29 protein-coding genes and 1 riboswitch are annotated in these 26,429 nt (G+C 41.6%); of the genes, 17 read left to right on the forward strand and 12 right to left on the reverse strand.

What is annotated here, in order from left to right; translation table 11 throughout:
- Positions 1 to 11: 11 nt before the first annotated feature.
- Positions 12 to 737 carry an ABC transporter ATP-binding protein gene (locus tag IMZ31_RS03310; protein ID WP_207529200.1) on the forward strand — a complete coding sequence of 242 codons (726 nt, stop codon included), beginning with the start codon at positions 12 to 14 and terminating at the stop codon, positions 735 to 737.
- A gap of 296 nt (positions 738 to 1,033) precedes the next feature.
- Here the strand turns inward: IMZ31_RS03310 and IMZ31_RS03315 are convergent, their stop codons facing one another.
- From IMZ31_RS03315 to IMZ31_RS03330, 4 genes are all read right to left on the reverse strand, one after another.
- Positions 1,034 to 1,630, reverse strand: a complete 597-nt coding sequence (locus IMZ31_RS03315; protein ID WP_207529201.1) for a TetR/AcrR family transcriptional regulator — start codon at positions 1,628 to 1,630, stop codon at positions 1,034 to 1,036.
- An 80-nt stretch (positions 1,631 to 1,710) separates the two neighbouring features.
- On the reverse strand, positions 1,711 to 3,264 hold the full coding sequence (locus IMZ31_RS03320) for a GMC family oxidoreductase (protein ID WP_207529202.1): 1,554 nt from the start codon (positions 3,262 to 3,264) through the stop codon (positions 1,711 to 1,713).
- On the reverse strand, positions 3,245 to 3,856 hold the full coding sequence (locus tag IMZ31_RS03325; protein WP_207529203.1) for a gluconate 2-dehydrogenase subunit 3 family protein: 612 nt from the start codon (positions 3,854 to 3,856) through the stop codon (positions 3,245 to 3,247). The genes IMZ31_RS03320 and IMZ31_RS03325 overlap by 20 nt, the downstream gene beginning before the upstream one ends.
- A 14-nt stretch (positions 3,857 to 3,870) precedes the next feature.
- Positions 3,871 to 4,266, reverse strand: coding sequence for a hypothetical protein (locus IMZ31_RS03330; protein WP_207529204.1), 396 nt, complete (start codon positions 4,264 to 4,266; stop codon positions 3,871 to 3,873).
- 138 nt (positions 4,267 to 4,404) lie between these two features.
- Between IMZ31_RS03330 and IMZ31_RS03335 the strand changes: the two genes are divergently transcribed.
- The 3 genes from IMZ31_RS03335 (at position 4,405) to IMZ31_RS03345 (ending at position 7,374) form a co-directional block, all read left to right on the forward strand.
- Entirely contained in the window at positions 4,405 to 5,967 is a 1,563-nt protein-coding gene (locus tag IMZ31_RS03335) for a GNAT family N-acetyltransferase (protein WP_207529205.1), read from the forward strand.
- A gap of 20 nt (positions 5,968 to 5,987) precedes the next feature.
- Complete coding sequence (locus tag IMZ31_RS03340) at positions 5,988 to 6,710, forward strand: SDR family oxidoreductase (protein WP_207529206.1); 723 nt, start codon at positions 5,988 to 5,990, stop codon at positions 6,708 to 6,710.
- Positions 6,711 to 6,855: 145 nt separating this feature from the next.
- A complete protein-coding gene (locus IMZ31_RS03345) occupies positions 6,856 to 7,374 on the forward strand; it encodes an NADPH-dependent FMN reductase (RefSeq protein ID WP_207529207.1) in 519 nt (172 codons plus the stop codon).
- A 91-nt stretch (positions 7,375 to 7,465) separates the two neighbouring features.
- Here the strand turns inward: IMZ31_RS03345 and IMZ31_RS03350 are convergent, their stop codons facing one another.
- Complete coding sequence (locus IMZ31_RS03350; protein ID WP_207529208.1) at positions 7,466 to 7,723, reverse strand: YhdB family protein; 258 nt, start codon at positions 7,721 to 7,723, stop codon at positions 7,466 to 7,468.
- 158 nt (positions 7,724 to 7,881) lie between these two features.
- Here IMZ31_RS03350 and IMZ31_RS03355 point away from each other — a divergent pair, with 158 nt between their 5' ends.
- The 4 genes from IMZ31_RS03355 to IMZ31_RS03370 all read left to right on the forward strand — a co-directional run bounded on the left by IMZ31_RS03355 (position 7,882) and on the right by IMZ31_RS03370 (position 10,632).
- On the forward strand, positions 7,882 to 8,070 hold the full coding sequence (locus tag IMZ31_RS03355; protein WP_188654171.1) for an imidazoleglycerol-phosphate dehydratase: 189 nt from the start codon (positions 7,882 to 7,884) through the stop codon (positions 8,068 to 8,070).
- Positions 8,071 to 8,175: 105 nt separating this feature from the next.
- Positions 8,176 to 8,787, forward strand: coding sequence for a YhcN/YlaJ family sporulation lipoprotein (locus IMZ31_RS03360; RefSeq protein ID WP_207529209.1), 612 nt, complete (start codon positions 8,176 to 8,178; stop codon positions 8,785 to 8,787).
- Between the two features lie 528 nt (positions 8,788 to 9,315).
- On the forward strand, positions 9,316 to 9,513 hold the full coding sequence (locus IMZ31_RS03365; protein WP_207529210.1) for a hypothetical protein: 198 nt from the start codon (positions 9,316 to 9,318) through the stop codon (positions 9,511 to 9,513).
- A 144-nt stretch (positions 9,514 to 9,657) separates the two neighbouring features.
- Positions 9,658 to 10,632, forward strand: coding sequence for a nuclease-related domain-containing protein (locus IMZ31_RS03370; protein WP_207529211.1), 975 nt, complete (start codon positions 9,658 to 9,660; stop codon positions 10,630 to 10,632).
- A 26-nt stretch (positions 10,633 to 10,658) separates the two neighbouring features.
- On the opposite strand, the gene IMZ31_RS03375 is transcribed toward IMZ31_RS03370, so the two are convergent.
- From IMZ31_RS03375 to IMZ31_RS03390, 4 genes are all read right to left on the reverse strand, one after another.
- Positions 10,659 to 11,333: a DUF421 domain-containing protein gene (locus IMZ31_RS03375; RefSeq protein ID WP_207529212.1), complete on the reverse strand. Its 675-nt coding sequence runs from the start codon at positions 11,331 to 11,333 to the stop codon at positions 10,659 to 10,661.
- 63 nt (positions 11,334 to 11,396) lie between these two features.
- Positions 11,397 to 12,626: a methyl-accepting chemotaxis protein gene (locus IMZ31_RS03380; RefSeq protein ID WP_207529213.1), complete on the reverse strand. Its 1,230-nt coding sequence runs from the start codon at positions 12,624 to 12,626 to the stop codon at positions 11,397 to 11,399.
- Positions 12,623 to 13,219: an ECF transporter S component gene (locus IMZ31_RS03385; protein ID WP_242705629.1), complete on the reverse strand. Its 597-nt coding sequence runs from the start codon at positions 13,217 to 13,219 to the stop codon at positions 12,623 to 12,625. The genes IMZ31_RS03380 and IMZ31_RS03385 overlap by 4 nt, the downstream gene beginning before the upstream one ends.
- Before the next feature lie 76 nt (positions 13,220 to 13,295).
- Positions 13,296 to 13,844, reverse strand: a complete 549-nt coding sequence (locus IMZ31_RS03390) for a DICT sensory domain-containing protein (RefSeq protein WP_207529214.1) — start codon at positions 13,842 to 13,844, stop codon at positions 13,296 to 13,298.
- Positions 13,845 to 14,128: 284 nt separating this feature from the next.
- Here IMZ31_RS03390 and IMZ31_RS03395 point away from each other — a divergent pair, with 284 nt between their 5' ends.
- The 5 genes from IMZ31_RS03395 (at position 14,129) to IMZ31_RS03415 (ending at position 18,330) form a co-directional block, all read left to right on the forward strand.
- The gene (locus tag IMZ31_RS03395; protein ID WP_207529215.1) at positions 14,129 to 15,358 is read left to right on the forward strand and encodes a TolB family protein; all 1,230 of its coding nucleotides are present in this window, start codon (positions 14,129 to 14,131) and stop codon (positions 15,356 to 15,358) included.
- Between the two features lie 77 nt (positions 15,359 to 15,435).
- Positions 15,436 to 16,854, forward strand: coding sequence for a SpoVR family protein (locus tag IMZ31_RS03400; RefSeq protein WP_207529216.1), 1,419 nt, complete (start codon positions 15,436 to 15,438; stop codon positions 16,852 to 16,854).
- 140 nt (positions 16,855 to 16,994) lie between these two features.
- Positions 16,995 to 17,363: a sigma factor gene (locus tag IMZ31_RS03405; protein ID WP_207530286.1), complete on the forward strand. Its 369-nt coding sequence runs from the start codon at positions 16,995 to 16,997 to the stop codon at positions 17,361 to 17,363.
- Positions 17,360 to 17,590: a hypothetical protein gene (locus tag IMZ31_RS03410; protein WP_207529217.1), complete on the forward strand. Its 231-nt coding sequence runs from the start codon at positions 17,360 to 17,362 to the stop codon at positions 17,588 to 17,590. Before IMZ31_RS03405 ends, IMZ31_RS03410 begins: the two co-directional genes overlap by 4 nt.
- 179 nt (positions 17,591 to 17,769) lie before the next feature.
- Positions 17,770 to 18,330: a nitroreductase family protein gene (locus IMZ31_RS03415; protein WP_207529218.1), complete on the forward strand. Its 561-nt coding sequence runs from the start codon at positions 17,770 to 17,772 to the stop codon at positions 18,328 to 18,330.
- Positions 18,331 to 18,407: 77 nt separating this feature from the next.
- Here IMZ31_RS03415 and IMZ31_RS03420 read toward each other — a convergent pair whose 3' ends face one another.
- Complete coding sequence (locus tag IMZ31_RS03420) at positions 18,408 to 19,190, reverse strand: AAA family ATPase (protein WP_207529219.1); 783 nt, start codon at positions 19,188 to 19,190, stop codon at positions 18,408 to 18,410.
- A 22-nt stretch (positions 19,191 to 19,212) separates the two neighbouring features.
- Complete coding sequence (locus tag IMZ31_RS03425; RefSeq protein ID WP_207529220.1) at positions 19,213 to 19,872, reverse strand: CPBP family intramembrane glutamic endopeptidase; 660 nt, start codon at positions 19,870 to 19,872, stop codon at positions 19,213 to 19,215.
- A gap of 200 nt (positions 19,873 to 20,072) precedes the next feature.
- Here IMZ31_RS03425 and IMZ31_RS03430 point away from each other — a divergent pair, with 200 nt between their 5' ends.
- The 3 genes from IMZ31_RS03430 (at position 20,073) to IMZ31_RS03440 (ending at position 23,312) form a co-directional block, all read left to right on the forward strand.
- Positions 20,073 to 20,822 carry a C39 family peptidase gene (locus IMZ31_RS03430; protein ID WP_207529221.1) on the forward strand — a complete coding sequence of 250 codons (750 nt, stop codon included), beginning with the start codon at positions 20,073 to 20,075 and terminating at the stop codon, positions 20,820 to 20,822.
- 665 nt (positions 20,823 to 21,487) lie between these two features.
- Complete coding sequence (dat, locus tag IMZ31_RS03435; protein ID WP_207529222.1) at positions 21,488 to 22,390, forward strand: D-amino-acid transaminase; 903 nt, start codon at positions 21,488 to 21,490, stop codon at positions 22,388 to 22,390.
- A gap of 220 nt (positions 22,391 to 22,610) precedes the next feature.
- Positions 22,611 to 23,312: a tryptophan-rich sensory protein gene (locus IMZ31_RS03440; RefSeq protein WP_207529223.1), complete on the forward strand. Its 702-nt coding sequence runs from the start codon at positions 22,611 to 22,613 to the stop codon at positions 23,310 to 23,312.
- Between the two features lie 54 nt (positions 23,313 to 23,366).
- On the opposite strand, the gene IMZ31_RS03445 is transcribed toward IMZ31_RS03440, so the two are convergent.
- Complete coding sequence (locus IMZ31_RS03445; RefSeq protein ID WP_207529224.1) at positions 23,367 to 23,672, reverse strand: cell division protein FtsK; 306 nt, start codon at positions 23,670 to 23,672, stop codon at positions 23,367 to 23,369.
- A 189-nt stretch (positions 23,673 to 23,861) separates the two neighbouring features.
- A riboswitch (cobalamin riboswitch) is annotated at positions 23,862 to 24,047 on the forward strand.
- A gap of 146 nt (positions 24,048 to 24,193) precedes the next feature.
- Between IMZ31_RS03445 and IMZ31_RS03450 the strand changes: the two genes are divergently transcribed.
- Positions 24,194 to 26,428, forward strand: coding sequence for a ribonucleoside-diphosphate reductase subunit alpha (locus tag IMZ31_RS03450; RefSeq protein WP_207529225.1), 2,235 nt, complete (start codon positions 24,194 to 24,196; stop codon positions 26,426 to 26,428).
- Position 26,429 lies beyond the last annotated feature (1 nt).

Consider the following 26,429-nt stretch of genomic DNA (forward strand, 5'->3'; position numbering starts at 1 on the left):
AGGAGAAGTATGTGATTCAATTTCAAGACGTGTCTAAACGATACAAGAGAAAAAATGTCCTCAACTCATTTTCCCTTACAGTGAAGGAAGGGAGTTCGGTGGGGGTTATTGGACCAAATGGGGCGGGGAAATCTACGTTTTTGAAATTAGTTGCTTCCTTAGAAAGACCTTCAAAAGGAACGGTGTCTTTCTTGGGCGAAACGTACGAAAAGGCAATCCGGCGTGTTCGAGCTGAAATTGGGTACGTTCCCCAGGAGATCGCCCTTTATGAAGAACTGACCGTTAAGGAGCAGGTGTCGTTTTGGAAAAAACTCGAGCCTGCAGAAGTGGACGAGGCATTCTTATATGAAATGATTCAAACGCTGCGTCTAGACGAAGTGTGGGATGAGCGAATCGACCGTCTTTCAGGAGGGTGGAAGCGTAAGGTGAACATTTGTGTCGGAATGTTAAAGAACCCTTCCATTTGTTTGTTGGATGAACCAACAGCTGGTGTGGACTTAGCTGCGAAAGAAGACATCATTGGTTGGCTTCGGAAACTTCATCAGGAAGGTAGAACCCTTCTCTATATTAGCCACGACTGGTATGAGTTAAGGCAATTAAGTGATGAATATATGGTGTTTGCTTCAGGTAAGCCGGTTTTCCAAGGCAGCGAGAGGCGATTATTAGAAGAAAAAGCCAGCCTAATGAATTCCTATAAAGAAGATCATGAACTCACGCGTATTCTCCAGTATGTATAAATACAGAAAGGGTCTCTTGCTTAAGCAAGAGACCCTTTTTTGAGCCGCTCCTTCAGTACTTCAATTCCGTGTAATGAGCAATTGCTTATCATCTAGAACCCTTACAGCATAAAAGAGTGGCAATCAGAATTTTAAATGAAGGATTATGTTTAGTGAATGCCTTCATGGAATGGCTCCGTTTGTGATGCGAAGCGTACTATTAATATGAGCACGTGGCGCCTACTTCATGAGTGGAAATTTTTTCGTTCGTTTTGGATGTTCTCTTAGGTCTGTTATACGTATGGTGTATTTACACACTATGCTCTTGCCCCACTAATGCCGTAGAAAAATAATTGGAGCATATCTTCAGTGAATTGCTGGGTGCTTTGTTTATCTTGGAAAAATTCGCGATTGCGCATGGTTTGGTTGTACATATTAATATAAAACATAATCATATCCCCAGATAAAGAAGGATTCACTACGCCTTCTTCTTTGCCCTGTTCAATCAGTTTCATGAACAAAGGAATAGAGTGGCTTTGAGCAAATTCATTAGCGAACTTTTTAATTTCTGGTTGGTTTGACATCAGGGTTTGGATGAAATCGAGGTCAAAGTTCAGCATGTCTGTTGTTTTCGATGTTATAATATGACGAATTTTTTCTTCAAAAGAAAGAGAGGAGTCGTCTATTAATTCCTGAAATGTCTTAAGGCGTTCAAAACCATACGATTTAACGGCTTCAAGCAAAAGTTGGTCTTTGCTTCCGAAATAATTGTAGATGGTTACTTGTGACACTTGGGCAGACTTAGCTATCTCCTGTATACTCACTTTCTGAACGCCATATTTAGAGAACAGCTCAAAAGCTGTATTTAAAATTTTCTTCTTCTTTATTTCTGTTCTTCGTTCAAAACCATTCATTGGCTCCACCTCTTCATCCCCATCATACCGTGGGTTTTGAAGCAAATCAATTCATTTAGTTCAAATCATCTCACCCCATCTCACCCGATTTCTTTTGAGAATGTTTCAATGTATTCGGCAGAGCGCTTAGCTAAGCTGTAAATGGTGAGGGTGGGATTGGCAGAAGGAGCGGTCACAAATGTAGGAGCTCCGACGATAAACAAGTTCTCAATATCATGACTTTGTCCGTAACTATTCACCACAGAGGATTGTGGGGTATCACCCATACGGCATCCGCCCATAAGATGCGCGTGCGCTCGTAGATGATACATAGGTTCACCGCCTGCTGCGACGGCTATGGACTTCAATGTTTCTTTGGCATGTTCTCGTATAAGCAGATCATTTTCATGATAAGAAAAGGTCACTTTTGGAATGGGAACCCCATTCTCATCAAGCTGATCCGTTAATGCAACTTGATTACTCGCTTGAGCAATCACTTCTCCAAGCATTGCAAAGCTTGTGAAATGATTATAGTCAAGCATCCTCATTCTCATATTCTCACCAATGCATGTTTCGTCGTTTTCTAGGAACAGGGAGGCTAAACGTACAGGTCTCATTCCATAAGAATTTAAGATGAACCCTCGTTTAAAGCCATTCTCTTGACCACTTAAATAGGAATCCATGGTTAACGCTTGAACGGGATTGCCCCGATACATTCGGATCTCCTCAGGAAACTTAGCGATGATATGATCATTTGTGTTCGTCATCAAATATTTTCCGACTAGACCTGAAGAATTCGCCAGCCCCTCAGGAAAGTCAGCATTTTTTGAATGGAGTAAAAGACGCGGAGTCTCAATCGCATAAGCGGCCAGGACGACAATTTTGGCTTCGATTTCATGCTTCTGTCCGTCTAACTTATAGTGGACGGTCTTCACACGCTTTGATTTGTCGGTGTCAAGAGATGTAACAGTCGCTTCTGGCAAAAGGGTAACACCACCATTTAAAGCTTCTGGTATAAAGGTGTTCAAAGGTGTTGTCTTCGCGTCTGGCATACAGCCCTCTTCGCAAAAGCCTCGATTAATGCAAGGATGTCTATCCTCAAGAGGTGCTGACAGAATGGCAAGAGGAGAAACAGAGTGATTCATCCCGATTTTTTCTAAGCCTTCACGGAACTTCAAAGTATTATTTGAAAGGTCGTGATGAGCTGGGTATGGGAAATGATCGCCAAAAGTCTTCCAAGGAAATCGGTTTGGGCCTGAAAGGGAAAGTCGTTTCGTCATGTATTCATAATAAGGAAGGACGTCTTCGTATGAAATCGGCCAGTCTTCTCCAATGTCTTCTGTGGTTTTCGTTCTAAAATCACTTTCATCAAAACGTAAAAGTTGAGCTGTATAATGAACCGCGCTCCCTCCAACACCTTTCCCAGATGTGCTTCTGTGTAAGTCGAGCGGGTCTTGCCCGACACTTACTCTTGGCTCATCCCAGAACAGTTTCTCCATTTCTAATTCATCACTTGCAAAATCTTTTTCAGGATCGCGGTGAGGGCCTGCATCGAGCATAACAACTTTTAGGCTCGTCTTAGCTAAATGAGCTGCGATGACAGAGCCTGCTGCTCCGGCCCCTATGATGCAAACATCAAATGAGGTTCTCGCCATGAGGCTTAGCCTCCCACTCATCAAACTGGTGAGGACCAAAAGCGTAGTATCCTCTTGGGAAGGCAGGACCTCCGTAACCGATATCAGACCAAATAGCAGGATCTGAATAAATAATTTTTACAATTTCAGCTGACACAGTAGAGAAGAATAAATCGCTATGCACCTCAGCCCAAATAGATGGATCACCATCACTGCTTCTCCATTTTCTCACAAGCTCATTTCTTGTCTTTTCATCCAGTAAATAAAAGGTTTTCCCGTGTTCTGTTATGGCTTCTTGTTCCATAAAGGTTAACCCCTTTAAAATAATCAACTCTTTGGAGAAATTGGCCCCTTTTGGGAAGGCTTTAAGCTTCTTAGCGGTTAATCTCTGATCGAGAACCATCGTCAGGCTTAAGGTTTGTTCACCAAGATGGGAGGGAAATAACGTTTTAGCTAAAGCCTGTAAGGTGCGCTTCATATCAGGGGTTAAAATGGAACTTTCAGACGGATGGATACGTGTGAATAAAACCTGCTGAGTCACAGGATCCCACTCGTTCTTTTCGCTCATCACGTCATAAGTTGGGTAATGCGTTCGTTTTGGGTGCTTATCCATAATAAATTACTCCTTTAATACCATAGATTAAATAGTTGAATGACAGCAAATGCTGCTACTGTAAACGGGAGAACAAAAGGGGGGCCTACCTGCAAATTCTCATATCTGAGTCCTCCCGTTCGACCTGCAATGGCTCCAATATGTAAAATACCCCCATACAGACCTGCTACTATAATCAGGCTACACATAATGGTTTGTAACCATCCTGCCCATGAATAAGGGAAGACAACCACAAGGAAACTTGTTAATGCAAAGAAAGGCAAGGCAAAAACGGGGATCCACATTTGCCATTTATGAAATTTACCTCTGTGGTGATAAACGGTGATTTGGATCCAAATCATTAATATACCTAGCGTTAGGAGGAGGGTTAGTACTTTTCCTAACGTCCATGAATCCCAGTTTTCTAACATACGGTCACCTCATCTATGTATTTACATCTATTTTTGGGCAAATATGGGGACGCTATACATCATCCAACTAGACATATGAGGAGATTTAGCATTACGATAGTTAAGAGAGAAATTTTTGACAGAAGGGACAAGTGAGTCATGTCAAAGTTAGATTTATCCCAATTTGAGAAGAAAGTTATCGTTCGAAATATAAGGCATGAAGATATTAAGCCAATCATGAATTTGCAGTCGATTTGTTTTCCAGATATGGAGCCTTGGGAAGAAGCTCATTTAGAAAGTCATTTACAACACTTCCCTGAAGGGCAGTTCTGTGTGGAAGCCGATGGAGAGATTGTGGGGAGTTGTTCAAGCCTCCTTGTAAACTTTGATGAGTATGACGACCAGCACACGTGGGACGACATTACAGATGAAGGCTACATCACCAATCATGATCCTGAAGGGTACAATCTTTATGGGATTGAAGTTATGGTGCATCCGGAGTATCGAGGATTAAAGATCGGTCGCCGTTTATATGAAGCGAGAAAAGAGTTAGCCCAGCAAATGAATCTGAAAAGTATCATCATCGGAGGACGGATTCCGAACTACCATCAGTACGAAGATCAAATGTCGCCTCGTTCGTATGTAAAAGAGGTCATGAATAAAAACATCTATGACCCGGTATTAACATTCCAGATTATGAACGGATTTACAGTCATGCGAGTAAATCCGAACTACCTGCCTGATGATCAGGCATCTAGCAAGTATGCAACGCTGATGGAGTGGAATAATGTAGACTATCGCCCGACGACAAAACGCTATTTTAAGACCTCCTACCCTGTACGCATTACAGCGGTACAGTATATGATGAAGAATATCAACACGTTTGATGAATTTGCACGCCAGGTAGAATATTACGTTGATGTTGCAAGCGATTTCGGATCAGATTTTGCCTTGTTCCCAGAGATTTTCACAACCCAGTTGATGTCTTTATTCAATGAGAAGATTCCATCTAAAGCTGTTAGAAAAGTAACGGAGTACACAGAGGACTATATTGAACTGTTCACGCATTTAGCGGTGAAATATAACGTCAACATTATCGGTGGTTCTCATTTTGTAGAAGAACAGGACCAAATTTATAACATTGCTTATCTGTTCCGTAGAGATGGAACGATTGAGAAGCAGTATAAGATTCATGTAACCCCTAATGAAAAGAAGTGGTGGGGCATTCAGGCAGGCGATACGGTGAAGGTGTTTGACACAGATTGCGGTAAGATTGCCATTCAAGTCTGTTATGACGTTCAGTTCCCTGAATTATCACGCTATGCTGTAGACCAAGGGGCTAACATTATTTTCTGCCCATTCTGTACAGATGACAGACAAGGTTACCTTCGCGTGCGTTATTGCGCTCAAGCCCGTGCTGTAGAAAACCAAGTATACACGGTCATTGCAGGTACAGTTGGGAACTTAACGCAAGTAGAGAACATGGACGTTCAATACGCGCAATCAGGTATTTTCACACCGTCTGATTTTGAATTTGCAAGAGATGGAATTGTAGGAGAAAGTCAACCAAACACGGAAACAGTCGTTGTAGGAGATGTAGACCTTGAGGTTTTAAGACGTCAACGGAAATCTGGAACGGTCAGACAACTTCGTGACCGCCGCAAAGATTTGTTTGAAACGAATTATAAGAACTTAACGACAGAAGTAGTAGAAAACGAATAAAAGATCAGGGGTGGTCGAGAATGCTCGAAGGACAAACTGCCATAATTACAGGAGCTTCTAGAGGGATAGGGAAAGAAATTGCTCGTCAGTTCGCTGCAAAGGGGGCAAAACTTGCCATACTCGGAAGTTCAGATCATATTCATACGACGAAACAAGAATTAGAAGAAGAGGGCTACGGAGACATTCTGTCCTTTCAAGCCGATGTAAGTAATGAAGATGAAGTGGATCATGTGGTAGAAGCTACGAAAAATGCGTTTGGACGAGTAGATATCTTAATCAATAACGCAGGGATTGGCATGTTCAAACCTGTTGAAGACGTCACAGTAGAAGAGTGGAGAAAGGCGTTTGAAATAAATGTACAAGGTGTGTTTTTGTGCACCAAGGCTCTGATCCCTACTTTTAAGAAACAAAGAGCAGGTACAGTTATAACAATTTCTTCTGATGTGGGTCGCTATACGATTCCAAATGGTTCGTTATACACTTCAACGAAATATGCCGTTCAAGGATTTATGGGGTCAGTGGCTCAAGAGATGAGAGAATACAGTGTTCGTGTAGGGACGATCAATCCAGGGATGGTTGATTCCTATTTTGCTGATTCGAAACAAGGCGCCCCCGAGAAACATGAATGGCTAAAAGTTGGGGACATTGCAGAAGCAACGGTCTATATGGCGAGCGCCCCCAAGCATATGCAAATCGATGAAATGCATCTTCACCCACTTGTTCAAGAATACCCAAGAACATAAATTATACAAGCGGTCAGCTATTCCTTAGCTGACCGCTTGTAATCGTTAGGACTGTAAAACGTTTTAAAGAGTGTTATGATTTGAAGAAGCCCCTTCTTTGGTAACGTATACATACCAGATCGCCAGAGTGCAAAGGAGGAAGACCATGAACATTGTTGTAATAAATGGTACACCAAGAAAATACGGCCGCACACGTATTGCGGCAAAACATGTAGCTGAACGGTTAAATGCCCATTTAGTGGATTTAAGCACGATGAATTTACCTATGTTTAATGGGGAAAAAGAGCAAGGAGACCTTGCTGAAGTTCAATTGTTACAAGAAACCGCAATGGAAGCCGATGCATTCGTTTGGCTTTCTCCGGAATATCATAGTGGCATGAGCGGAGCTTTAAAGAACTGTTTGGACTTCCTTGGCGGTGATTACTTCCGTCATAAGCCGACTTTACTTTTTTCCGTTGCAGGTGGTGGCAAGGGCGGAATTAACTCTCTTAACCAAATGAGGATCATTGGTCGTGGACTTTATGCGAATGTTATTCCTAATCAACTTGTTCTAGATCCGCATTGTTTTTTTAGAGAAGATGATTGTCTAACAGAAGAGGCGGCAGAAAAGGTTCAATTTGTGTTAGATGAATTTAAAAGCTATTTAGATCGTTTTGTAAAGTAACAAGGGAGAGGGCGACCCTCGCAGTTTAGGCTGCGGGGGTTTTTTCGATTCATTCAAAAAGGTGCTCCCTTTTTAAGGAGCACCTTGGATGCTAAACTTCTTCTGTATATTCTGTAATAGAAAAGGCTGGCATATGGATCATCGCGTGATCGATGTAGTGCATTAAATCTCCATGCGATGTCATAACTTCCTGATCGTTCTGGGAATAATGATACGAATGAAGGAACGACTCAATTTTCTTCGAGAGAAAATCATCTTTCGTTCGCACCATTAAGATCAGTAAGTCGTCCCATTGCCCCCAAAGTGTGAAATACAAAGCTTTATCATAATCAGCTATATAAACTGTCATTGAGGCATTGCCCCTTTCAAAAAGGGTTACTTCTAGTTTGACCAGAATGAAGTTCCTCACTCTTTAACGTTGTTGGCGATCTTGTCAAACAATGCCTGAATAGTTGAGACATTCATTTAGGATAATAAATGTATGACAGCTAAAAGGAGTGATGAACCATGACAAGCCGAAATGGAAGTAAAGGAAGCCAAAATCAGAACTCACCAAAACGAACAGGAAAACTAAAAGGTGGCAAAATGAACGAAGAGTTTGGGAAAGAAATCGCTTCTGGCGATAACAATAAAAACACAGAATACCGTTCAAAAAAGGGAAGTAAATCACAGCTTAAGAACCCGGGAAATCACTAAGGTGGATTATACAAGCGCGTCCAAAAATTGGGCGTGCTTGTTTTTGTATAAACCCATATGAACGATTCCATACTAAGGGCACAAATACAACTAGGAGGTACCAACATGAAGATTAAATTAGTAGGCGTAACGATTCTTTCTGCTGCAGTTTTATTTGGTTGTACAGCTGAAGGAGATAAAGAATCCCGTATGGGTACTCAAGGCAATAACTATGATGAAAGTGCTCATAATCAGCAGAATTACGATGCTCAAAGAGATGGCTTTAACCAAGTCGACTATGACAACGGTCCTTACAACGGCCAAATGAATAACGGCCAGGACTACGGCGAAGAAAACGTTGGCAATGAAGACACATATAAAGGTGACAGAGATAACAACCGTCGATACAGCGTAGCGGACAAAGTTGCTGACAAAATTACAGCAGATATTGATGAAGTGAAGCGTGCATACGTGCTGAAAACAGACCGTAATGCATACGTAGCCGTTGTGAAAAAAGGCGAAAGCACGAAAGAACTAAATGACGACTTGAAAAAAGAAATTTCAAAAGCAGCAAAAGAAGCAGACAAAGACATTAACAACGTATTTGTTTCTTCGAATCCAGATTTCTTTGATATGACAGGTGACTACGTGCAAGATGTTCAAAATGGTGATCCTGTAAGAGGATTCTTTAAAGAATTCGGTCAGATGGTCGACCGTATCTTCCCAGAAGCTAACTAAATTTTTGGTAGCCCCTGCTTTGGAGCGGGGGTTTTTGTTTTGGTTTGGGAGGGTGACTTAAGTTTGAATGCTTCTGGCTGGGGGAGTGGCTCAAGTTTGTAGGAAGTGGCTCGAGTTTGGTAAAAGAGACTCAAGATTGTCTTTAGTGGCTCAAGCTGAGCGGAAATTGACTCAAGTAGGAGAAAATTCGGCTCGAGTCAGCGAGAAGCGGCTCGAGTTGTATAGCGGGTGGCTCAAGATACGGCGAAGTGGCTCAAGATTTAGAAAAAGTGACTCAAGTGGTCAGTGCTGATTTGGGAAGTGGCTCAAGTCCATGGGGGACGGCTCAAGTTTGGTAAAAGAGACTCAAGATGGTTTATAGTGGCTCAAGCTGAGCGGAGATTGACTCAAGTAGGAGAAAATTCGGCTCGAGTAAGCGAGAAATGGCTCGAGTTGTATAGCGGGTGGCTCAAGAAACGGAGAAGTGGCTCAAGATTTAGAAAAAGTGACTCAAGTGGTCAGTGCTGATTTGGGAAGTGGCTCAAGTCCATGGAAACCAGCTCAAGTCCTGGTAAAAGAGACTCAAGATTGTCTTTAGTGGCTCAAGCTGAGCGGAGATTGACTCAAGTAGGAGAAAATTCGGCTCAAGTCAGCGAGAAATGGCTCGAGTTGTATAGTGCCCGGCTCAAGAAGAGGAGAAGCGGCTCAAGATTTGAGAAAAACGGCTCAAGTGAATGGGGAGTTTGACTGGAGCGACTCAAGTTCATGGGAAAGCGGCCCAATTCTTATCACACACGCTCAAGCCCAGAGACAATTTAACCCCAAATAAGACTAATCTTTTCCACTAAACGGTAATTGTTGCTATATTAAGAGGTGAAAGGAAGTGGTCTATTGGTTAATATCAAAAAAAGAACGGTGCCTCCTGTTATTAGGCAAACGGAGGCTTTGCTTAGACGATTGCCTAAAAATCATCCAAAACGTGACACGATTGAAAAGGATATAAATAAAAGGTGGGCTGGTTATCGAGGGGAACAGGCTTTAGATTATTTTTTAGGTTTTTTGCCGTTTTCTACGTATCGAATTTTTCATGACCTCCGATTGAGCGTATACGGGAAATCGTTTCAAGTAGACACCCTTATCCTGACACCTCAAGTTGGTTTTTTGATCGAAGTGAAAAATCTGGCTGGTGTCATTACAGTAGATGATGAATCAGGTCAATTCACGGTTGTGAAAAATGGAATTACTAAGAGGTACCAAAATCCTTTGGCTCAAGTAAACCGGCAACTTGCTCAACTCAAACAGTGGCTCCATATCCATGATGTCTACACTTATCCCTTACTTCCTCTAGTTTCAATTAGCAATCCTAACGCTGAGTTAAACTTTAAAGATACACTCTCCGTTCCTATTACACACCTTGATGTGACAGTTGAGCGTATAAAAAAACTACACGCCTCTTACGAAAACAAAAAGGCTTTCTCCTTAACTCCCCTTGAACAGTCATTACTTCAAAAACATCGCCCTTATTATTCTGATATCCTACAGACGTTTTCTATTCCTTCCTCTCACATCCAGACAGGAATCCGTTGTCCTACATGTAAAGAATATAGTATGACTCGTAAGAAGCTATCCTGGGAATGTCCTACTTGTACGACTCGCTCTCGCATGGCACATAGACTCGCCGTGGCGGATTATTTTTTAATATATGGTTCTACGTTGACAAACCAAACGTGTCAACATTTCCTCGGACTCAATTCAAGACATGCTATTTCGAAGCTGTTAAGTCGTATGCCTCTTTCTTATATAGGCTCTACTAATGCTTTAACCTACATCAGACCCTCCAACATAGAAGAACTCATTCAACAATAAAAAAACACTCAAGATGCCTTGAGCGTTTAATTCGGTGGCGGATATTCGCTGATGTGGATGGAGGTGTCCCCATCTAAGACATAGGCAAAAAAGATCGGAAGAGTTGATGTGTAATTTTGTTTATTGAGTTGTTCTAGCAACCAGGTTTCATCTTTCTCAATAAGAGATAAATTACGGTGCTGAACTTTCCCTTCTACGATTACAGATAAAGGAATGCCTTGATAAGGCAATTCCATCCCCATATCCGCTGGGGTGAGAGGGGCGCTTTCTCGTTTCGGGATGACACTTATGTCTCCGTTTGGTTCTAAAAAGGCGTATTCAATTTCTTTTACGCGTGGATGACCTGATGTCCTTAGCACAGACAACAATTCCACTAAAGAGAATCGTGATTTTTTTAAGTTTTCCGGTAAGATTACGCCGTGTCGGATTAGTACAGTTGGCTGGCCAATAATGAAATGCTTAATGCCATCCATAAGGCTCATTCGAGAGAGGGCGTAATGGGTCAAGCCGATTCCAATAATCCCAATTAGTGATTGGAAATATGTATCAATCTGTATCGGTTGAAAAGCTACATAAGCCAGGAAAAACAAGGCTGCAAAATCGTGTGGGGTCAATTGGGCAAGGGCTGACTTTCCCAATAAGCGGACCACGAGAATATATAAGACAAAAATCAGTAGTAACGGTGGAAGAAAGTTAAACATACGATCCCGCCTTCCCAACAACATTAAACGTTAGTCTATGTTAGGAAGTGAAATGTATGCAACTTATTTGGCTACTTTCATGCTTTCTCTTTCTTCCATCTCAGCTGGGCGAATCCAAGCTATTTTACCTGAATGACCTAAGTGTTCCTCTAGGTTACTCTGGATTGTTTGAATATGATCGACCATTGTTGAGACTGTCATTTCAAGCTCCATTAAGTGGGACTGTTGCTCCATTGTGAGTTCTTGGGATCCTTCCGTTTTAGAAGTTAGCCCCTCTGTAATTGTCATCACTTCTTGCATCATGTCGATTAGGCGTTGATTCTCAGATTCGACTTCAGCTGAATCTCTTTTGATCTCATGGGATTGAGTAGAAAGAGTTCGAATGCTTGTAATAACGTCGTCAAAAATATGAATCATCTGCGTGCCTTTTTGTTTGCCCTCTTCTAATACATGTATATCGCGATCATATGATTTTTCTTGATCAGAAATACTCGTATTTACGTCCTTAACGATTTTCTCAATGGTTTCGGCACTTCCTTTTACTTGGGTGGAGAGCTTCCGGATTTCTTCTGCTACAACACCGAATCCTGCTCCGTGACTACCGGCACGAGCGGCTTCAATTGAAGCATTAAGAGCAAGCAGATTTGTTTGGTTTGAAATGTACTCGATGCTACTAAGGGCTTGTGTCACTTCCTTCATTTTGACAAGGAGCTGTTGGTTATAGTCGCCGAATTGCTTGGTAATTTCAATAATTTTAGAGAAGACAAGGTTAAAGTCGTCTGCTTTTTGCTTACCTGAATTCGAAAGTTCAGTTACTTTTTCTGTCGTGGCATTTGTGACTTCAATAATGGCATCTAAATTTTGGATCATGCCGTTAATTTTACCAAGCTGATCTCCAAAGTGGTTGATATGGTCTTGTTGTTGGTAGATGTCTTGAACCATGTCCATGAGCTGATCATTGACTTGTTCTGAAGAAGTGCTTACTTGGCTGTTCATGGAATTCATATGACCAATATGCGTTTCTAAATGACGGAGCTCTTCTAAAGACGTTTGGATTGCATCTGTGTTTGTTGTGGGATCTTCTTTATTAGATATTGATTCTGTTGTTTCGCCTTTGTTGGAAGGTTTATAGATGGTCAGGTAAATGAATGCTAAGATCACTGAAGCGAAAACAGATCCACCAATGGCGAAGAAAATGTTTGTGCTATAGAAATTATAAAAGGACAATGCTAAACCATAGATGAGTAGTAAACAAATAGGAATAATCGTTTGTTTAGAAAACGTCATCTTCATGCAATCAGTCTCCTTTTCTGTAAGATTCGTTGAAGTTTAAAGGAAAATGGCAGTCCAACAGCGTACACAAACAAGATCTTAATCAAGTTAAAAGGGATGATCACAAATAAGACCGCTGTGCGGAAGTCGGTTACAAATGGGTTTGCCTCTGTAAAAGAGGTTATATATTGATTCATGTTTAGCCCTAGAAGGTTCATGATGGTAGGTAGGATAAAATAATAATTTATAAAGAACATGGCTGTTAGGAAGACTGTAATCGATAATGCATAGCTTTTCCAGTTGAGCTTCTTTTGGTAATGATACAAGCCACCGATTAAACCAACGATTAAAGCGCCGGAAAGGAAGTTGGCGATTTGATTAATGGGCAGTCCAACATAACTGCCATGGGACAAGTACTCTAGTACATTCTTTAGCAATTGAACCAAAACCCCTGCGATTGGGCCCATCGTTATAGCTGCAATAAGAGCTGGAACATCACTAACATCGAGGGTGAGGAATATCGGGAAAAATGGGAGAGGTACTTTAAAGAAATATAAAATCATACTGATGGCCGCTAGAATTCCGATTGCGGTCATTTTTTGTAATTTAGTCATAGGAATCTCCTTTATTGATTAAATAGAAAAAAGAAAAGGGCAATCGTATGTAGGATTGCCCATCTTGTTCAGGACCTTATGCGATAGGTGTTGGTTTAGTGTGTGGAGCTAGAAGATCAGTTGCCTTGTCGATCACACGTGGACTAGACGATTTCATCCCTTGGAATTTACGGTCTTCTTCTACTTCATGTGTACCGAAACCTTCCATATCATAAGCGACCATCATTGATTTAAACTTTGGTGAGTCGATAACAAGGAACCATTCGCGCATAAGTTCACTTTCTGGTGGGATTTCAATATAGTTAATACCATCGTTTGGGTCCATGGCAGCATCGTTTTCTCCAAAGATATAAACGTTACTATACTCTGTCATCGCCTGAAAGCGATCAATTACGTTCTTGGCACGGGAGAACTTTTGAAAACCAGCATAGACGTTTCCTTCTAGTTTCTTTGTCAAAACCATATTCTCCATCATTAAACACATATACTCGAGCTGGGGTACTTTCGTTTCGTACTTAAGGGAACGAGCATTTAACTGTGAAAGGGAAGCATCGTTTAATTTGTCTGTGGCACCTTCTACTTCACCGAAACATTCTTTGAACAGGGATAAACTCTTTAAATCCATCTAAATTCCTCCTAATAATGTAGTGTTTTCCTCAATCATAAGCCTAAAGGACTAGAATGAGACCAAAAAAAAGCAGCCGCCTGAACGGGCTGTAAAGCGAATTATGTAGATCTTGAAGAAGAACAGAGTTGTACATACGTTACCTCGCTAATGTATCAACGTTTATTTACCCCATTATATACATGTTAAACATAAAAAAACAAAGAATTATGCTTTTTTAATTTGTATGATTCATATCACCTGGTGAAAAGGTAAGACTATCCTACTCTAAAGGAGATTCGGTTATGAAATATATAATGGCAAGTATTATGGCTCTTCTTATAATGGTTCCAACTGCTGGGTTTGCTCAAGATGCAGATCGTACAGCTGCCTTTGTGAGGAACGGTGATTTATGGGTCGTTCAGAATGGTGATGAGAAGAAAGTAACGCACACCAAAACGGTTACAGGTAAGCCGGTTTGGTCCCATGATGGTCAATATGTTGCTTTTTTGCAAAAAGGTGTATTGAATGAGCAAGGAGAACTTTCAAATGAACTTTGGACCTATCATATTGATGATCAAAAGAAACAGAAAGTATATACGAATGCATTTAATCCACAATGGTCGCCTACGGACAATCGAATTGCGTTTCAACATGGAGGAGCATTAAGTGTTTCGGACTTAAACAAGTTCTATAATGTTTCAGTTGGAGTTGGGGGTTATACGTGGCTTCCGGAGGGAGATGGATTTTTATTGTCCTCAAATGCAACGCTTACCCCAAATGGGTGGACCCATGCTATTCTTTATAAAAAAACACTTCCAGACAAGCTTGTTGACACAATCGATAAAGAAGCGGAAACGTTTTTTACGATTCCAAAGCAATTGCAAAGTGGTGAAGCGGAAATTCCTGCAATTGGGGCCGAGGTTTTTCGCTTTTCCCCAAGCGGAACATGGGTTTCTTTTATTGTGTACCCTACAGCTTCCTGGTCTATGGACAGCAATATGCTTAGTGCGATTCGGACAGACGGGTCTGATTTTTCAGTAGTCGATGAGGTCATTACGGGAGTTGGAACACCTGAGTGGGCACCTACTAAAGACATACTCGCTTATATTGGAGGGAGCGGTCGGCTTGTCTTCGGATTTAAAGATAAGGACATGAAAGTTAAGGAGTTTCCAGCTTCAAATTCGCTTACCCCAAATAAGTATGCGGAGCTTGATTTTACATGGATGTCAGATGATCAGCTTGTTACCTCCCGGGTGAAAGAAGCGGAATGGTCAAATGATCCTGCCATGCGTCCGAAGCCATCGTTATATACCATTAATATTAACAATCAGAATCAAACTCAAATTACTACACCGAAAGAGGGGCAGGGAGACTATCATCCAGTCTATCTAAAGGAAGAAGAAAAGCTTGCTTGGTTACGAGGAGAGAGTCTTACTGATGAACACCAAGAAGTATGGATTGCTGACAAGGACGGCACAAATGCAGAGAAATGGCTTGAAAATGTGAGTGAAATCTCGTTTTATCGACCATAACACTTCCGAAAAACGTTCATTCCTAAACAACCTCCTTCATACAATTGTTATAAGACTTGTATGAAGGGGAGATCGATGTGAGTAGTGAATATAATAAGAAGCTTGAATATGCGATCGACGAGATAACGGAGATTGCTGAAGGATTTGGGCTTGATTTCTACCCGATGCGTTATGAAATTTGTCCGGCGGATATTATTTATACATTTGGCGCATATGGGATGCCGACGCGCTTCTCTCACTGGAGCTTTGGAAAACAGTATCACAAAATGAAACTTCATTATGACCTGGGATTAAGTAAAATTTATGAACTCGTTATCAACTCTGATCCATGTTATGCATTTTTATTGAATACAAATAGCTTAGTGCAAAATAAGCTTATCGTTGCTCACGTATTGGCCCACTGTGATTTCTTTAAAAACAATGTTCGCTTCCAGAATACTAACCGCGACATGGTCGAGAAGATGTCGGCAACGGCTGAGCGTGTTGCTCATTATGAGAAGGTTCATGGCCGTAAAAATGTCGAAGAGTTCATTGATGCGGTGCTAGCCATTCAGGAGCATATCGATCCATCACTCCTCCGCCCGAAGCTCGCGTGGTCGCTTGAAGACCTTGAAGAAGAAGAGGAGGAGACACCACGCGCTACACCATATGATGATCTGTGGACTCTTGATGACAAGAAGGAAAAAGAAGAGACACCAAAGAAAAAGCGTAAGAAATTCCCGCCTAGACCGGAGAAAGATATTCTTCTATTCATCGAGCAGTATAGTCGAGAACTCGAAGATTGGCAGCGTGATGTGTTAACCATGATGCGCGAGGAAATGCTTTATTTCTGGCCTCAGCTTGAGACAAAGATTATGAACGAAGGCTGGGCTTCTTATTGGCACGCACGTATTTTACGCGAAATGGACTTAACGAGTGACGAGTCGATTGAATTTGCAAAGCTCAATGCAGGGGTTGTACAACCGTCACGTACGCAGATCAATCCGTATTATCTAGGTCTTAAGATATTTGAAGATATTGAAGAGCGGTATAATAATCCGACAGAAGAAATGAAGTTAAATGGCGCAAAGCCTGGGGCTGGTCGGGAGAAAATGTTTGAGGTGCGCGAGATCGAGTCAGACATTTCTTTTATTCGAAACTATCTAACGAAAGATCTTTGCTTTAAGGAAGATTTGTATTTGTTCCAAAAGCAAGGCAGGGACTATAAAATTACGGAAAAAGATTACCAGGCCGTTCGTGATCAGCTCGTCACCATGCGAGTGAATGGAGGTTTCCCGTACATCACCGTGCAGGACGGGGATTACTTACGGAATGGAGAATTGTATTTAATGCATCATTTTGAAGACGTTGAGTTAGACCTGACGTATCTAGAGCGTGTTCTTCCGTATCTGTATCAGCTATGGGGGCGCACCGTTCATATGCAAACGATGGTGGAAGGTCGCAGCGTGTTGTTTACGTACGAAGGGAAGAAGGTTGGCAGGAAGTTTATATCTTAAGTAGTAAAGGGACCGACACGCGCGGTCTCTTTTTATTTGTTATTTATTTGTTAAAATTTGTTTAGTACATACGGGAACCTTTTTCCAATCTTTGCGTCAAAGGTAGTGAAAAGGGAGGAGGGAGTACCTTCTTGGAACTTATGGATGGAAAGGTACAGGAAATGCTTCAGGATGAAGAGATGAGAGAACAATTTATTGAGCGAATGATTGACCAATATAACCAGCAAGCAGATCCTCTGGCTTGCATTTACCTATGTAAAGGAGATCATGCGCTGGCTGAGGAAATTACGCAGGATGTTTTCCTAACGTGCTACCACAAGATTGATACGTTTCGAAACGATTCTAGCATACGTACGTGGCTATACAGAATTACGATAAATAAGTGTAAAGATCAATTAAGGAAGAAGAAATTCGGTTTATGCAAGCTTTCTTACCTATGGAGGAAAAGGGTACGGTTAGTGCCATATTTGTTGAAGGGGATGATGAAAAAGAAGGAATGCAAGATGTGATCAAAGAACATCGAGGCCTTGCGCTTTCTAATTCTATACACGTAATAGAACCATCCAATCATCAACATCCTTCCATCTATAATGTGATGCTACAGGTTTTCTTGACTTATAATCTTAGTGAACATGGGGAAGTTGTGCTTCTCGATGATAAAGGGGAAGTTGTGTTGCGAACGAAGGAGATCGAAAAAGTAGATAAATTCTTAGAGGACTGGGAAGAAAAGAAGTAAATTGGTCAACGCAAGAGCATTAGCTTTTGCGTGGATTTTATACTATATTCCAATCCCGTACCAACAGCTGATTCGTACAATGCAACAAACAATGAGAACGGTTATCATTGACGTTTATCTTTTTATCCTTATAATTGTAAGTAGATGAGAATGAGTTTCAATTATAGGGAGAGTTGTATATGGAACTAAGAGAAGCCATTATGAATAGAAGATCCATTCGTTCTTTTAAGAAAGAAGAAGTAGACGTTGCTACTATAGAAGAACTATTGGAGATCGCACGCTATGCACCAAACCATAAAATGACGCAGCCGTGGCGTTTTGTATTATTAGATCGTCAAGATCAAGCGCCTCTACAGCATCTAATTAAGAGTAAAAAGGCTCTTAAGAAAGGCAAGCCAGCTCCAGAACAAGAGCCTCTCTCAGATGATGCCCCGTCCCATATGCTGGCTGTGGTTATGAATGTGAATGAAAAAGAGAAAGTCTACCGTGACGATTACGGAGCTGTATCAAGCTTAATTCAGAACTTTTCGTTACTTGCTTGGGAGAAAGGAATTGGAGTTGTTTGGAAAACGCCTGGCTTCATGCAGGATGAAGAAATGAAACAACTCCTTGAAGTGTCTGAGCATGAAGAATTAGTGGGGCTTCTTCATATAGGTTATCCTGCTGTCGTACCAAAAATGAAAGAGCGAGAGCCTCTCCAATCAAAACTCCGCCATGGTTTAACGAGAGACACTCAGTAATAGTATTGATGTATGGGGATGGAGAACCCAGATAGGTAAAGCTGCGCTTGAATGAAGAAGCGCAGCTTTTTATATGGTCATAAATGACGGATGAAACGCTCTGGTTGATCAAGGAAATCCTTCGTTAACTTGACGTGCTCTATGTCCTCAAATGAAACGTTCGTCAGGTTTCCTTCTTCAATTTGATAAATGTCAGCATCAGGCAACGCCATTAAAATCGGAGAGTGGGTGGCGATGATAAACTGAGCGTCTTCTTTTACCATATCTTTAATTATAGAGATGAGGGATAGTTGTTTTAAAGGAGACAAGGGGGCTTCTGGCTCATCTAGTATGTATACGCCTCCTGATTTAAACCTGGCTTGAAAGAGATCCAAAAAGCTCTCACCATGTGAACGGATCTCTAAGCCGTCTCCGTATAATTGCTTGAGCTCATGAATAGTACTGGCATAGGGGAGCACCTCTAAGGAATAAGGGTCTTTCTCTTTAATTTCACGTAATTTTTCTTTCGATTCTTCGCGCACTTTTGCTATTCGTTTGGTGAACGAAATGAAATCCTCTGCCCGAAAGAAGAGTCCCTTATTCGTTCGGACTCTCCAGGTTACTTTCATTGCATCTCCTAAAGGTCTCACAGGATCAAGCGTAGGGTCTAGATCAATGGATTCCCCCCCGATTAAGATGCTTCCAACATTTGTGGCCAGCCCTTCTAGAAATGTCGATTTACCTGTCCCATTTTCTCCAACAAGAATCGTGATAGGTTTTTTGAATGTAAGATGATCAAATGTTTGAATGAACGGAAGTGAGAAAGGATACTCATTCTTCTTTGCTTTTTTCGGGAGCTCTACGGACTTTAGTTGGATCATACGTTCACTCCTTTTTAGAATGTTATCGAATGAAGAAGAAATAGACGCACACAATCCCTATATCAGCCAGGGAGTGGCTGACCATTGTTCCAATCATGGTATTGTACTTGTGCCTCATCCACCCCCAGAATAATCCTGCTATGAATACGGGAATTACAAACAAAAAATTAACAGGCCATTCAAAAATTGGAACAAGGGAAAGGAGGTGGTACAAAGAATAGAAAAAAGCCGTGATGAAAATGGCTCGTCTAAGTCCTTTTCGTTCCACGATTTTAGTATGCATATATCCGCGCCAATACGTTTCTTCAAGAATAGGGTTAATGATGACCAAAACGAGGACCATCACAATAATGCCTTTTTCTGTGATTCCCCACTTTTCTAAAAGCGATATGGCTTTTTCTTTATTTATAATCCAATCATGAAGAACAGCCACTCCGCCAAAGATAGATATAAAGGCAATCATTCCACTGATTAGTCCGATCTTAATGGAGTGATGCGGCTTATGAAAGCATATCCAATTCAATGTTTCGCGCCACGTCTTGCGCTTGATCAGCATCCCATCGATCAATGGAACAAGGAACAGCCAACTATAGAAGAGCCAAAAGGTGAGAGGGACGCTTGAGAAAACGTGCAACCCAATAAAGATCATCACCGATGGCCCGTAGTACAACACATACCGCATGCCAATATCCTCCAATCGAACTCTCCTTTAGTGTAACAAAAGATACGAGGTTAGTCGTAGCAATATATGATAGGAACCCATATTAATCTTTTGATGTTGAGGGTTTCTTATTGTTTAATCTCCTTTTGGGTGAGATCCTTCTTCATATTTTGGTTCAAAAAGGGCCACAATAATCTTTGATTCTTGAAGAAGGTGAAAGAATGAAGAAATTGTTTATAATAACGTTAATCGTATTGTCTATATTTTCTATGCCCGCTATGGGAAAGAGTAAGGTAACAACTGCTTCTAGCATAAATCAGCCTATCCCGAATTCTTATCGGATGACCATTCCTGTAATTAGGCAAATGCCTGAACTTCCACGTGGTTGTGAAGTAACCAGTCTTGCCATGGTGCTTCATTCAAAGGGGATTGAAGTAGATAAAATGGACTTAGCAAGAAAAGTGAAGAAGAACCCAGCGATCTACCAAGTTAAAGGTGGGAAAGTCTACTTTGGTGATCCAAACGAGGGATTTGTAGGCGACATGTATACGTACAAAAACCCCGGACTAGGGGTGTACCACAAGCCCATTCATGAACTGGCGACGTCTTACGTGGGAGATCTTGCCGTTGATTTAACAGGTCAACCGTTCGAGGAGATTCTACGTGAAGTTGCGAAGGGAAACCCGGTTTGGGTTATCCAAAATTCTCACTTTAACACTCTACCACCCCATCAGTGGGTGACATGGCATACATCAAATGGACCGATTCGTGTGACGTACCGGGAGCATTCTGTTGTCATTACTGGTTATGATGCGAAGTATATTTACGTAAATGATCCTCTGACAGGACAACAAAATCGTCGTTTGCTCCGGTCATCCTTTATAAAGGGTTGGAAACAAATGGGGTCTCAGGCGGTAACGATTCAAAATGGGAACAAGGAAGTGTTTCATTTTTGGCAAAGTAGTAATTAAGTTGAATGATTTAAGAGCACTTTTAAAAAAGTGCTCTTTTTTTGTATGGAATTATAATGTATATACTTGGGTTTTTAGCTTAAAAGAAGTTGGAGCTCAACCCGTTGATTTCCAATATGAACATTTTGGCGGAACGCTTGCCCCTACGAGGGAGATATGGCTCGTATTGAATGCATAACGGCTCAAGCATGCGCGGCACATGATTGGAGATCGGCGCAAGTTGAGGTTTTATGGCTCAAGAGCGTGGGCGACCGGCTCAAGTTATGGTTCTACGGCTTAAGAGTGGAGGGAAACGGCTTAAGTTTTCAAATTAACGACTCAAGAGAGCGAAATAACAGCTCAAGTCCAGTCGTAACGGCTCAAGTGGGGATAAGATGGCTCAAGGAGAGGGAGGAACGGCTCGAGTTAGAGAAATAACGGCTCAAGCTGAAAGACCTCCTATCCCAATCGGAGCTCCCCCTCTCTCTCCTAAACCATCTCATCCCTCATGTTTAAAAAGTATCTAAAAAAGATTACATTACAGAAGGCTAACAATTAGAGCATAACTGTACACAATGTTGCGACAATTTGATACACTATATCGAACCGGAATTTATAATGGGGACAGAATGAACTAGTCGTTGTCCCTCTTAGAAGAGTAACCTAACGAGATGAGGTGGTTCAAAATGAGTATAAAGCCATATTTGTTAACGGATCAGGGGTTTGTAAATCGCGATGAGCTTTATTATCCGTTTGAAGAACGGGGGCTTCAGTTTGGTGATGGAGTCTATGAAGTTATTCGAATCTATCGCGGAAACTATTACTTAATTAAAGAACACGTAGAGCGTTTGTTCCGTTCGGCAAAGGCAATCAAGATTAATGTGCCTTACTCGAAAGAAGAAATGTATGAGAAATTAGATGAACTGCTTTCAAAAAACAGTGTAGAAACTGATGCCAAAGTATATTTACAATTAACGCGGGGGTCAGCTCCTCGTGATCATGCTTTCCCTAAAGATGTTCAGGCGAATTTGTATGCGTATGTGCAAGACCTTCCTCGTAAAGTGGAACCTTTGCAAAAAGGTGTTACAACCATCACGCAGCCAGACGTTCGTTGGGATTATTGCTATATTAAAAGTTTAAATCTGTTACCAAACGTTATGGCTAAGCAAGAAGCAACTGAAAAGGGTGCATTTGAAGCCATACTCCATCGTAATAAAAAGGTAACAGAAGGTAGCTCATCAAATGTTTATCTTGTTAAAGATGGAATTGTCTACACGCATCCTGCAACAGAAAATATTCTACATGGGTGTGTGCGTATGCGCGTTGAAGCGTTGACAACTCAGCTTGGCTTCCCGTTTATTCAAGCAGCGTTTAGTTTAGAGGACATTGCGGAGGCTGATGAATTGTTTATTACAAGCAGTACCGCAGAGATAATGCCTGTCGTTAAGGTAGATCATATTCAAGTTGGTACCGGCAACCCGGGACCTGTGACACAGCAACTCCAACAAGCCTATGAAAAAGACGCTAAAATTCCGCAATCAGATTCAATTTTCCCTTCCAAGGTTCAAGAACGCCCTGTGTCTGGATAGATGAAAAGCAAGGTTCTAATAATTATTAGAACCTTGCTTTTTTTATACAAATAGGAAACTAAATGACTGCCTAATATGCATTGCGCTTTAGTCAGAGTTTAAATACTAGTGAAAATTTATGGATGTTGCTCTTAGTCCTTACATACACTGTACTAGTTGTCCATTTTGTACTTCTTGAGTGGAAGTACATATACACACACGAGAGGGGAGAATACGCATCATGAATGCACTAGTACTTAAATTGTTTAACCTGGCTAGTTTTGTTTATTTAATTGTGACCTCTGTTTTCGTTGCGGATTTTATGAGAGGATCTATGGAGCAGGTCTATGTGATGCCCGCGCCGTACGCCTTTTCGATTTGGGGGCTTATTTACCTGTTGCTGTTATGGTTCATTATAAAATCATTTTTTGCAGACGAGGAATTAGATCGAGTTGTGAAAGGGATTGGTCTTTGGTTTCCGATTAGTATGATTTTATCGGGGACATCGGTCGTAGTTGGTACCACTCCGTCGATTTTGTTTATCGCCTTGTCGCTACTGACGCTTTGTGTGGTGTATACGATTATTCAAGGGCTAGGCTTATCATCGTCCAAGTATCGCATTCCTTTTTCAATCTATATAGGCTGGACGTCTATTGCGACTATTGTGGCGGCCTTTGTAGCTATTAAAGGAAATGGAATTGAGGAGATTCTTTCCATTGGGGAGCTTGGCTGGGCGGTCATTATGCTCACTGCAGGAGGGCTCATAGCTCTGGCTTTTCATTTTTTGCAAAAAGACTACTTGTTTCCTCTTGTCTTTGTGTGGGGATACGTGGCGATTTATCTCTATCAAGACAGTGCTCTTATTAAATTTATTACTGGAGGATTCGCGGCTCTGTTGTTGATTGTTCTTTTTGTGAGTTGGTTTAAAACGAAAGCTAAATAATACACGAAACCTGCCCTTTTTACAGAGCAGGTTTTTATATATGGTATTCAGGATCTATATAAAAGGTTGTGTGTACTGAACAATGTGAAGGACAATGCCGACCGTACTTAAGGCAACCCCTATAAAGAAAGGCCACGGGTTATCGTGTTTTTTTCGATCAAACGTACGGACCGTTGCGATGCTATATAGCAAGGCGGCAATAGGAATTGAGATATAAAATGAACCGAATGCAAAACCAAGACCGCCAAAAAACATGGCTAGAACCCCCAGGTGATTTTGCTTAGGGAGTCCATCTAAGTATTCTTGTTCTTCTGGCGAAAGATCTTTCTGAATCACAGGTTTTCTAGGTCTGTAAAGCAAATGTAACGACCTCCCTTAATCCAATTGCTTTTTCTTATTATATGTGAAGGAGAGTTTATTTGTAAAAGATTTTGAAAATAAACGATTACTACTAATCTACATAAGCTTCAAGACTTGATTTTATAAAAGAAATCTATTACGATGTACACAAGATATATGATTGAAAAATAAAAAAACACTACATATTGATATATAAGCGAGTTGTAAGGTGCCTATTCAAGGCTTGAAAGGGAATCTGGTGAAAGCCCAGAACTGTCCCCGCAACTGTAAGTGTGGACGAAATGAGAGATTCCACTGTGCGAAAAAAAGCATGGGAAGGCCTCAGAGTAGGACGATGCACGAGTCAGGAGACCTGCCTGCCCTCGCTAAAGTTTCTTTTTCTTCGGGGATTGAGAAGATGAAACGATAGCCTCAGCGGGGCGAGTCCTTCATTGATTTGTCCTGTTGTCCTGTCGTTTGATCCGTTTCTCTTTCCCTGGTGGAAGAGGAACGGATTTTTTATTTTAGGAGGAGGTTATTAAATGAACGAGGTTCAAGAAAGTACGGGGATTTACGCTGTGTTAAAACAAGCAAAGAATGAATATCCACATCTAGATGTAGAGCAATTGAGAGAAATAGCGGATCATTTCATTCAAACAAAAGGGCTTGAATCCTATCATCAACTTTACAATGAAGTGATTTTAAAAGGGTTGGATCAAATGGATGAAGAAGAGCCGGATTGGACGTTTGTGTGTTCACGTGTTTACGCTCAGTATTTGTATGAACAAGCGGCCCTTCATCGCCATTATACAAAGGAAGAAACCTATCCCGACTTTTATTCCCTTATTCAATCGCTACATACAAAAGGAATTTACAGCGAGCGCCTGTTAACAAACTATACGAAAGAAGAGGTTGAAAAGCTTGGGAGTGAAATTGTTCCAGAGCGTGACGCGTTTTTCACGTATATTGGGCTAAAAACATTGGCTGACCGGTACCTGGCAACAGACCACGATGGGCGCTTATACGAGCTCCCTCAGGAACGATTTATGATCATTGCGATGACGCTGATGGCGGAAGAAGATACGGATCATCGTCTTGATCTTGTAAAAGAAGCGTATTGGGCGCTGAGTCATTTATATATGACCGTGGCGACACCGACACTTGCCAACGCAGGGAAAAGCTACGGACAGTTATCGAGTTGTTTTATAGATACAGTCGATGATAGTTTGCAAGGCATCTTTGACAGCAACACCGACATTGCCAATCTATCGAAAAGCGGAGGTGGGCTCGGTGTCTACCTTGGAAAAATTCGCTCCCGCGGCAGTGACATCAAAGGTTTTAAAGGCGTAAGTTCGGGTGTGATTCCTTGGATGAAACAGCTGAATAATACCGCTGTTAGTGTCGATCAGCTCGGCCAACGTCAGGGTGCAATTGCCGTGTACTTGGATATCTGGCACCGTGATATCTTCTCCTTCCTCGATGCGAAGTTAAATAACGGGGACGATCGTCAGCGTACCCACGATTTATTTACTGGCGTTACGCTACCCGATTTGTTTATGGAAGCGGTGGAGAACCGGGAAGACTGGTATTTGTTTGATCCTCATGAAGTACGGTCGGTTATGGGCTATAGTCTAGAAGATTTTTATGACGAAAAAGAAGGTGCTGGTAGCTTTCGAGAAAAGTATCGGGAATGTGTGAACGAACCTCGTTTAGAAAAGAAGAAGGTTCCAGCCATTGAAATCATGAAGCGGATTATGGTCTCTCAGCTGGAAACAGGTACACCGTTTATGTTTTACCGAGATGAAGTGAACCGTAAAAATGCCAATAGTCATAAAGGAATGGTTTACTGCACTAACCTGTGTACGGAGATTACTCAAAACCAGAGCACAACAACTGTGAAAGAACACTACACGGAAGATGGTCAAATTATCACGGTGAAAGATGCAGGGGACTTTGTCGTTTGTAATCTATCGAGTATTAATCTTGGTAAATCTGTTCCGGATGGGGTGCTTGAACGTTTGATTCCGATTCAGGTTCGCATGCTCGATAATGTGATTGATCTAAATCATATCCCAGTCTTACAAGCTCAGCTTACGAATCAGCGCTACCGTGGCATTGGACTTGGGACATTCGGGTGGCATCACCTTTTGGCTGTAAAGGGGATTCGCTGGGAGTCAGACGAGGCTGTTCAGTACGCCGATTCGTTATATGAAAAGATTGCGTATCTCACCATTCAAGCAAGTAATGAGTTAGCGCGAGAGAAAGGCGCTTATCTTTATTTTGAAGGCTCGAAGTGGCAAACGGGCAACTACATTACGGATCGAGGGTATGACAGTGAAGAGTGGACTGCGTTAAAGGATGAGATTCAACAGGATGGCGTACGAAATGGGTACCTAATGGCAGTTGCGCCAAATTCCTCGACTTCTCTAATCGCTGGCAGTACAGCGAGTATTGATCCGATCTTCCAGAAGTTTTACTCGGAAGAAAAGAAAGACTACAAGATTCCCGTTACGGCACCTGGTTTAACGCCGACTACGTATTGGTTTTATAAGTCAGCTTACGATATCGATCAGAAATGGAGCATACGTCAAAACGCTGCCCGCCAGCGTCATATTGACCAATCAATCTCGTTTAATATGTACGTGAAGAACACCGTTCAAGCGAAAGAACTATTAGACTTGCATCTGACAGCTTGGCGTGAAAAATGCAAAACGACGTATTATATGCGCTCGACAAGTACAGAGGATCTTGAAGACTGTGAAAGCTGTTCATCTTAAG

It is taken from the genome of Pontibacillus sp. ALD_SL1 (genome assembly GCF_017355605.1).

Excerpts from the sequence above, each read along its gene's own strand:
- IMZ31_RS03365 (WP_207529210.1), top strand. The coding sequence starts at position 9,316 with ATGGAAACCAGCTCAAGTCCTGGTAAAAGAGACTCAAGATTGTCTTTA.
- IMZ31_RS03355 (WP_188654171.1), top strand. The coding sequence starts at position 7,882 with ATGACAAGCCGAAATGGAAGTAAAGGAAGCCAAAATCAGAACTCACCA.
- IMZ31_RS03335 (WP_207529205.1), top strand. The coding sequence starts at position 4,405 with ATGTCAAAGTTAGATTTATCCCAATTTGAGAAGAAAGTTATCGTTCGA.
- IMZ31_RS03350 (WP_207529208.1), bottom strand. The coding sequence starts at position 7,723 with ATGACAGTTTATATAGCTGATTATGATAAAGCTTTGTATTTCACACTT.
- IMZ31_RS03425 (WP_207529220.1), bottom strand. The coding sequence starts at position 19,872 with ATGCGGTATGTGTTGTACTACGGGCCATCGGTGATGATCTTTATTGGG.
- IMZ31_RS03415 (WP_207529218.1), top strand. The coding sequence starts at position 17,770 with ATGGAACTAAGAGAAGCCATTATGAATAGAAGATCCATTCGTTCTTTT.
- IMZ31_RS03430 (WP_207529221.1), top strand. The coding sequence starts at position 20,073 with ATGAAGAAATTGTTTATAATAACGTTAATCGTATTGTCTATATTTTCT.
- IMZ31_RS03450 (WP_207529225.1), top strand. The coding sequence starts at position 24,194 with ATGAACGAGGTTCAAGAAAGTACGGGGATTTACGCTGTGTTAAAACAA.
- IMZ31_RS03405 (WP_207530286.1), top strand. The coding sequence starts at position 16,995 with ATGGATGGAAAGGTACAGGAAATGCTTCAGGATGAAGAGATGAGAGAA.
- IMZ31_RS03385 (WP_242705629.1), bottom strand. The coding sequence starts at position 13,219 with ATGACTAAATTACAAAAAATGACCGCAATCGGAATTCTAGCGGCCATC.
- IMZ31_RS03395 (WP_207529215.1), top strand. The coding sequence starts at position 14,129 with ATGAAATATATAATGGCAAGTATTATGGCTCTTCTTATAATGGTTCCA.
- IMZ31_RS03420 (WP_207529219.1), bottom strand. The coding sequence starts at position 19,190 with ATGATCCAACTAAAGTCCGTAGAGCTCCCGAAAAAAGCAAAGAAGAAT.
- IMZ31_RS03345 (WP_207529207.1), top strand. The coding sequence starts at position 6,856 with ATGAACATTGTTGTAATAAATGGTACACCAAGAAAATACGGCCGCACA.
- IMZ31_RS03380 (WP_207529213.1), bottom strand. The coding sequence starts at position 12,626 with ATGAAGATGACGTTTTCTAAACAAACGATTATTCCTATTTGTTTACTA.
- IMZ31_RS03375 (WP_207529212.1), bottom strand. The coding sequence starts at position 11,333 with ATGTTTAACTTTCTTCCACCGTTACTACTGATTTTTGTCTTATATATT.
- dat (WP_207529222.1), top strand. The coding sequence starts at position 21,488 with ATGAGTATAAAGCCATATTTGTTAACGGATCAGGGGTTTGTAAATCGC.
- IMZ31_RS03360 (WP_207529209.1), top strand. The coding sequence starts at position 8,176 with ATGAAGATTAAATTAGTAGGCGTAACGATTCTTTCTGCTGCAGTTTTA.
- IMZ31_RS03440 (WP_207529223.1), top strand. The coding sequence starts at position 22,611 with ATGAATGCACTAGTACTTAAATTGTTTAACCTGGCTAGTTTTGTTTAT.
- IMZ31_RS03320 (WP_207529202.1), bottom strand. The coding sequence starts at position 3,264 with ATGGCGAGAACCTCATTTGATGTTTGCATCATAGGGGCCGGAGCAGCA.
- IMZ31_RS03325 (WP_207529203.1), bottom strand. The coding sequence starts at position 3,856 with ATGGATAAGCACCCAAAACGAACGCATTACCCAACTTATGACGTGATG.
- IMZ31_RS03330 (WP_207529204.1), bottom strand. The coding sequence starts at position 4,266 with ATGTTAGAAAACTGGGATTCATGGACGTTAGGAAAAGTACTAACCCTC.
- IMZ31_RS03390 (WP_207529214.1), bottom strand. The coding sequence starts at position 13,844 with ATGGATTTAAAGAGTTTATCCCTGTTCAAAGAATGTTTCGGTGAAGTA.
- IMZ31_RS03315 (WP_207529201.1), bottom strand. The coding sequence starts at position 1,630 with ATGAATGGTTTTGAACGAAGAACAGAAATAAAGAAGAAGAAAATTTTA.
- IMZ31_RS03340 (WP_207529206.1), top strand. The coding sequence starts at position 5,988 with ATGCTCGAAGGACAAACTGCCATAATTACAGGAGCTTCTAGAGGGATA.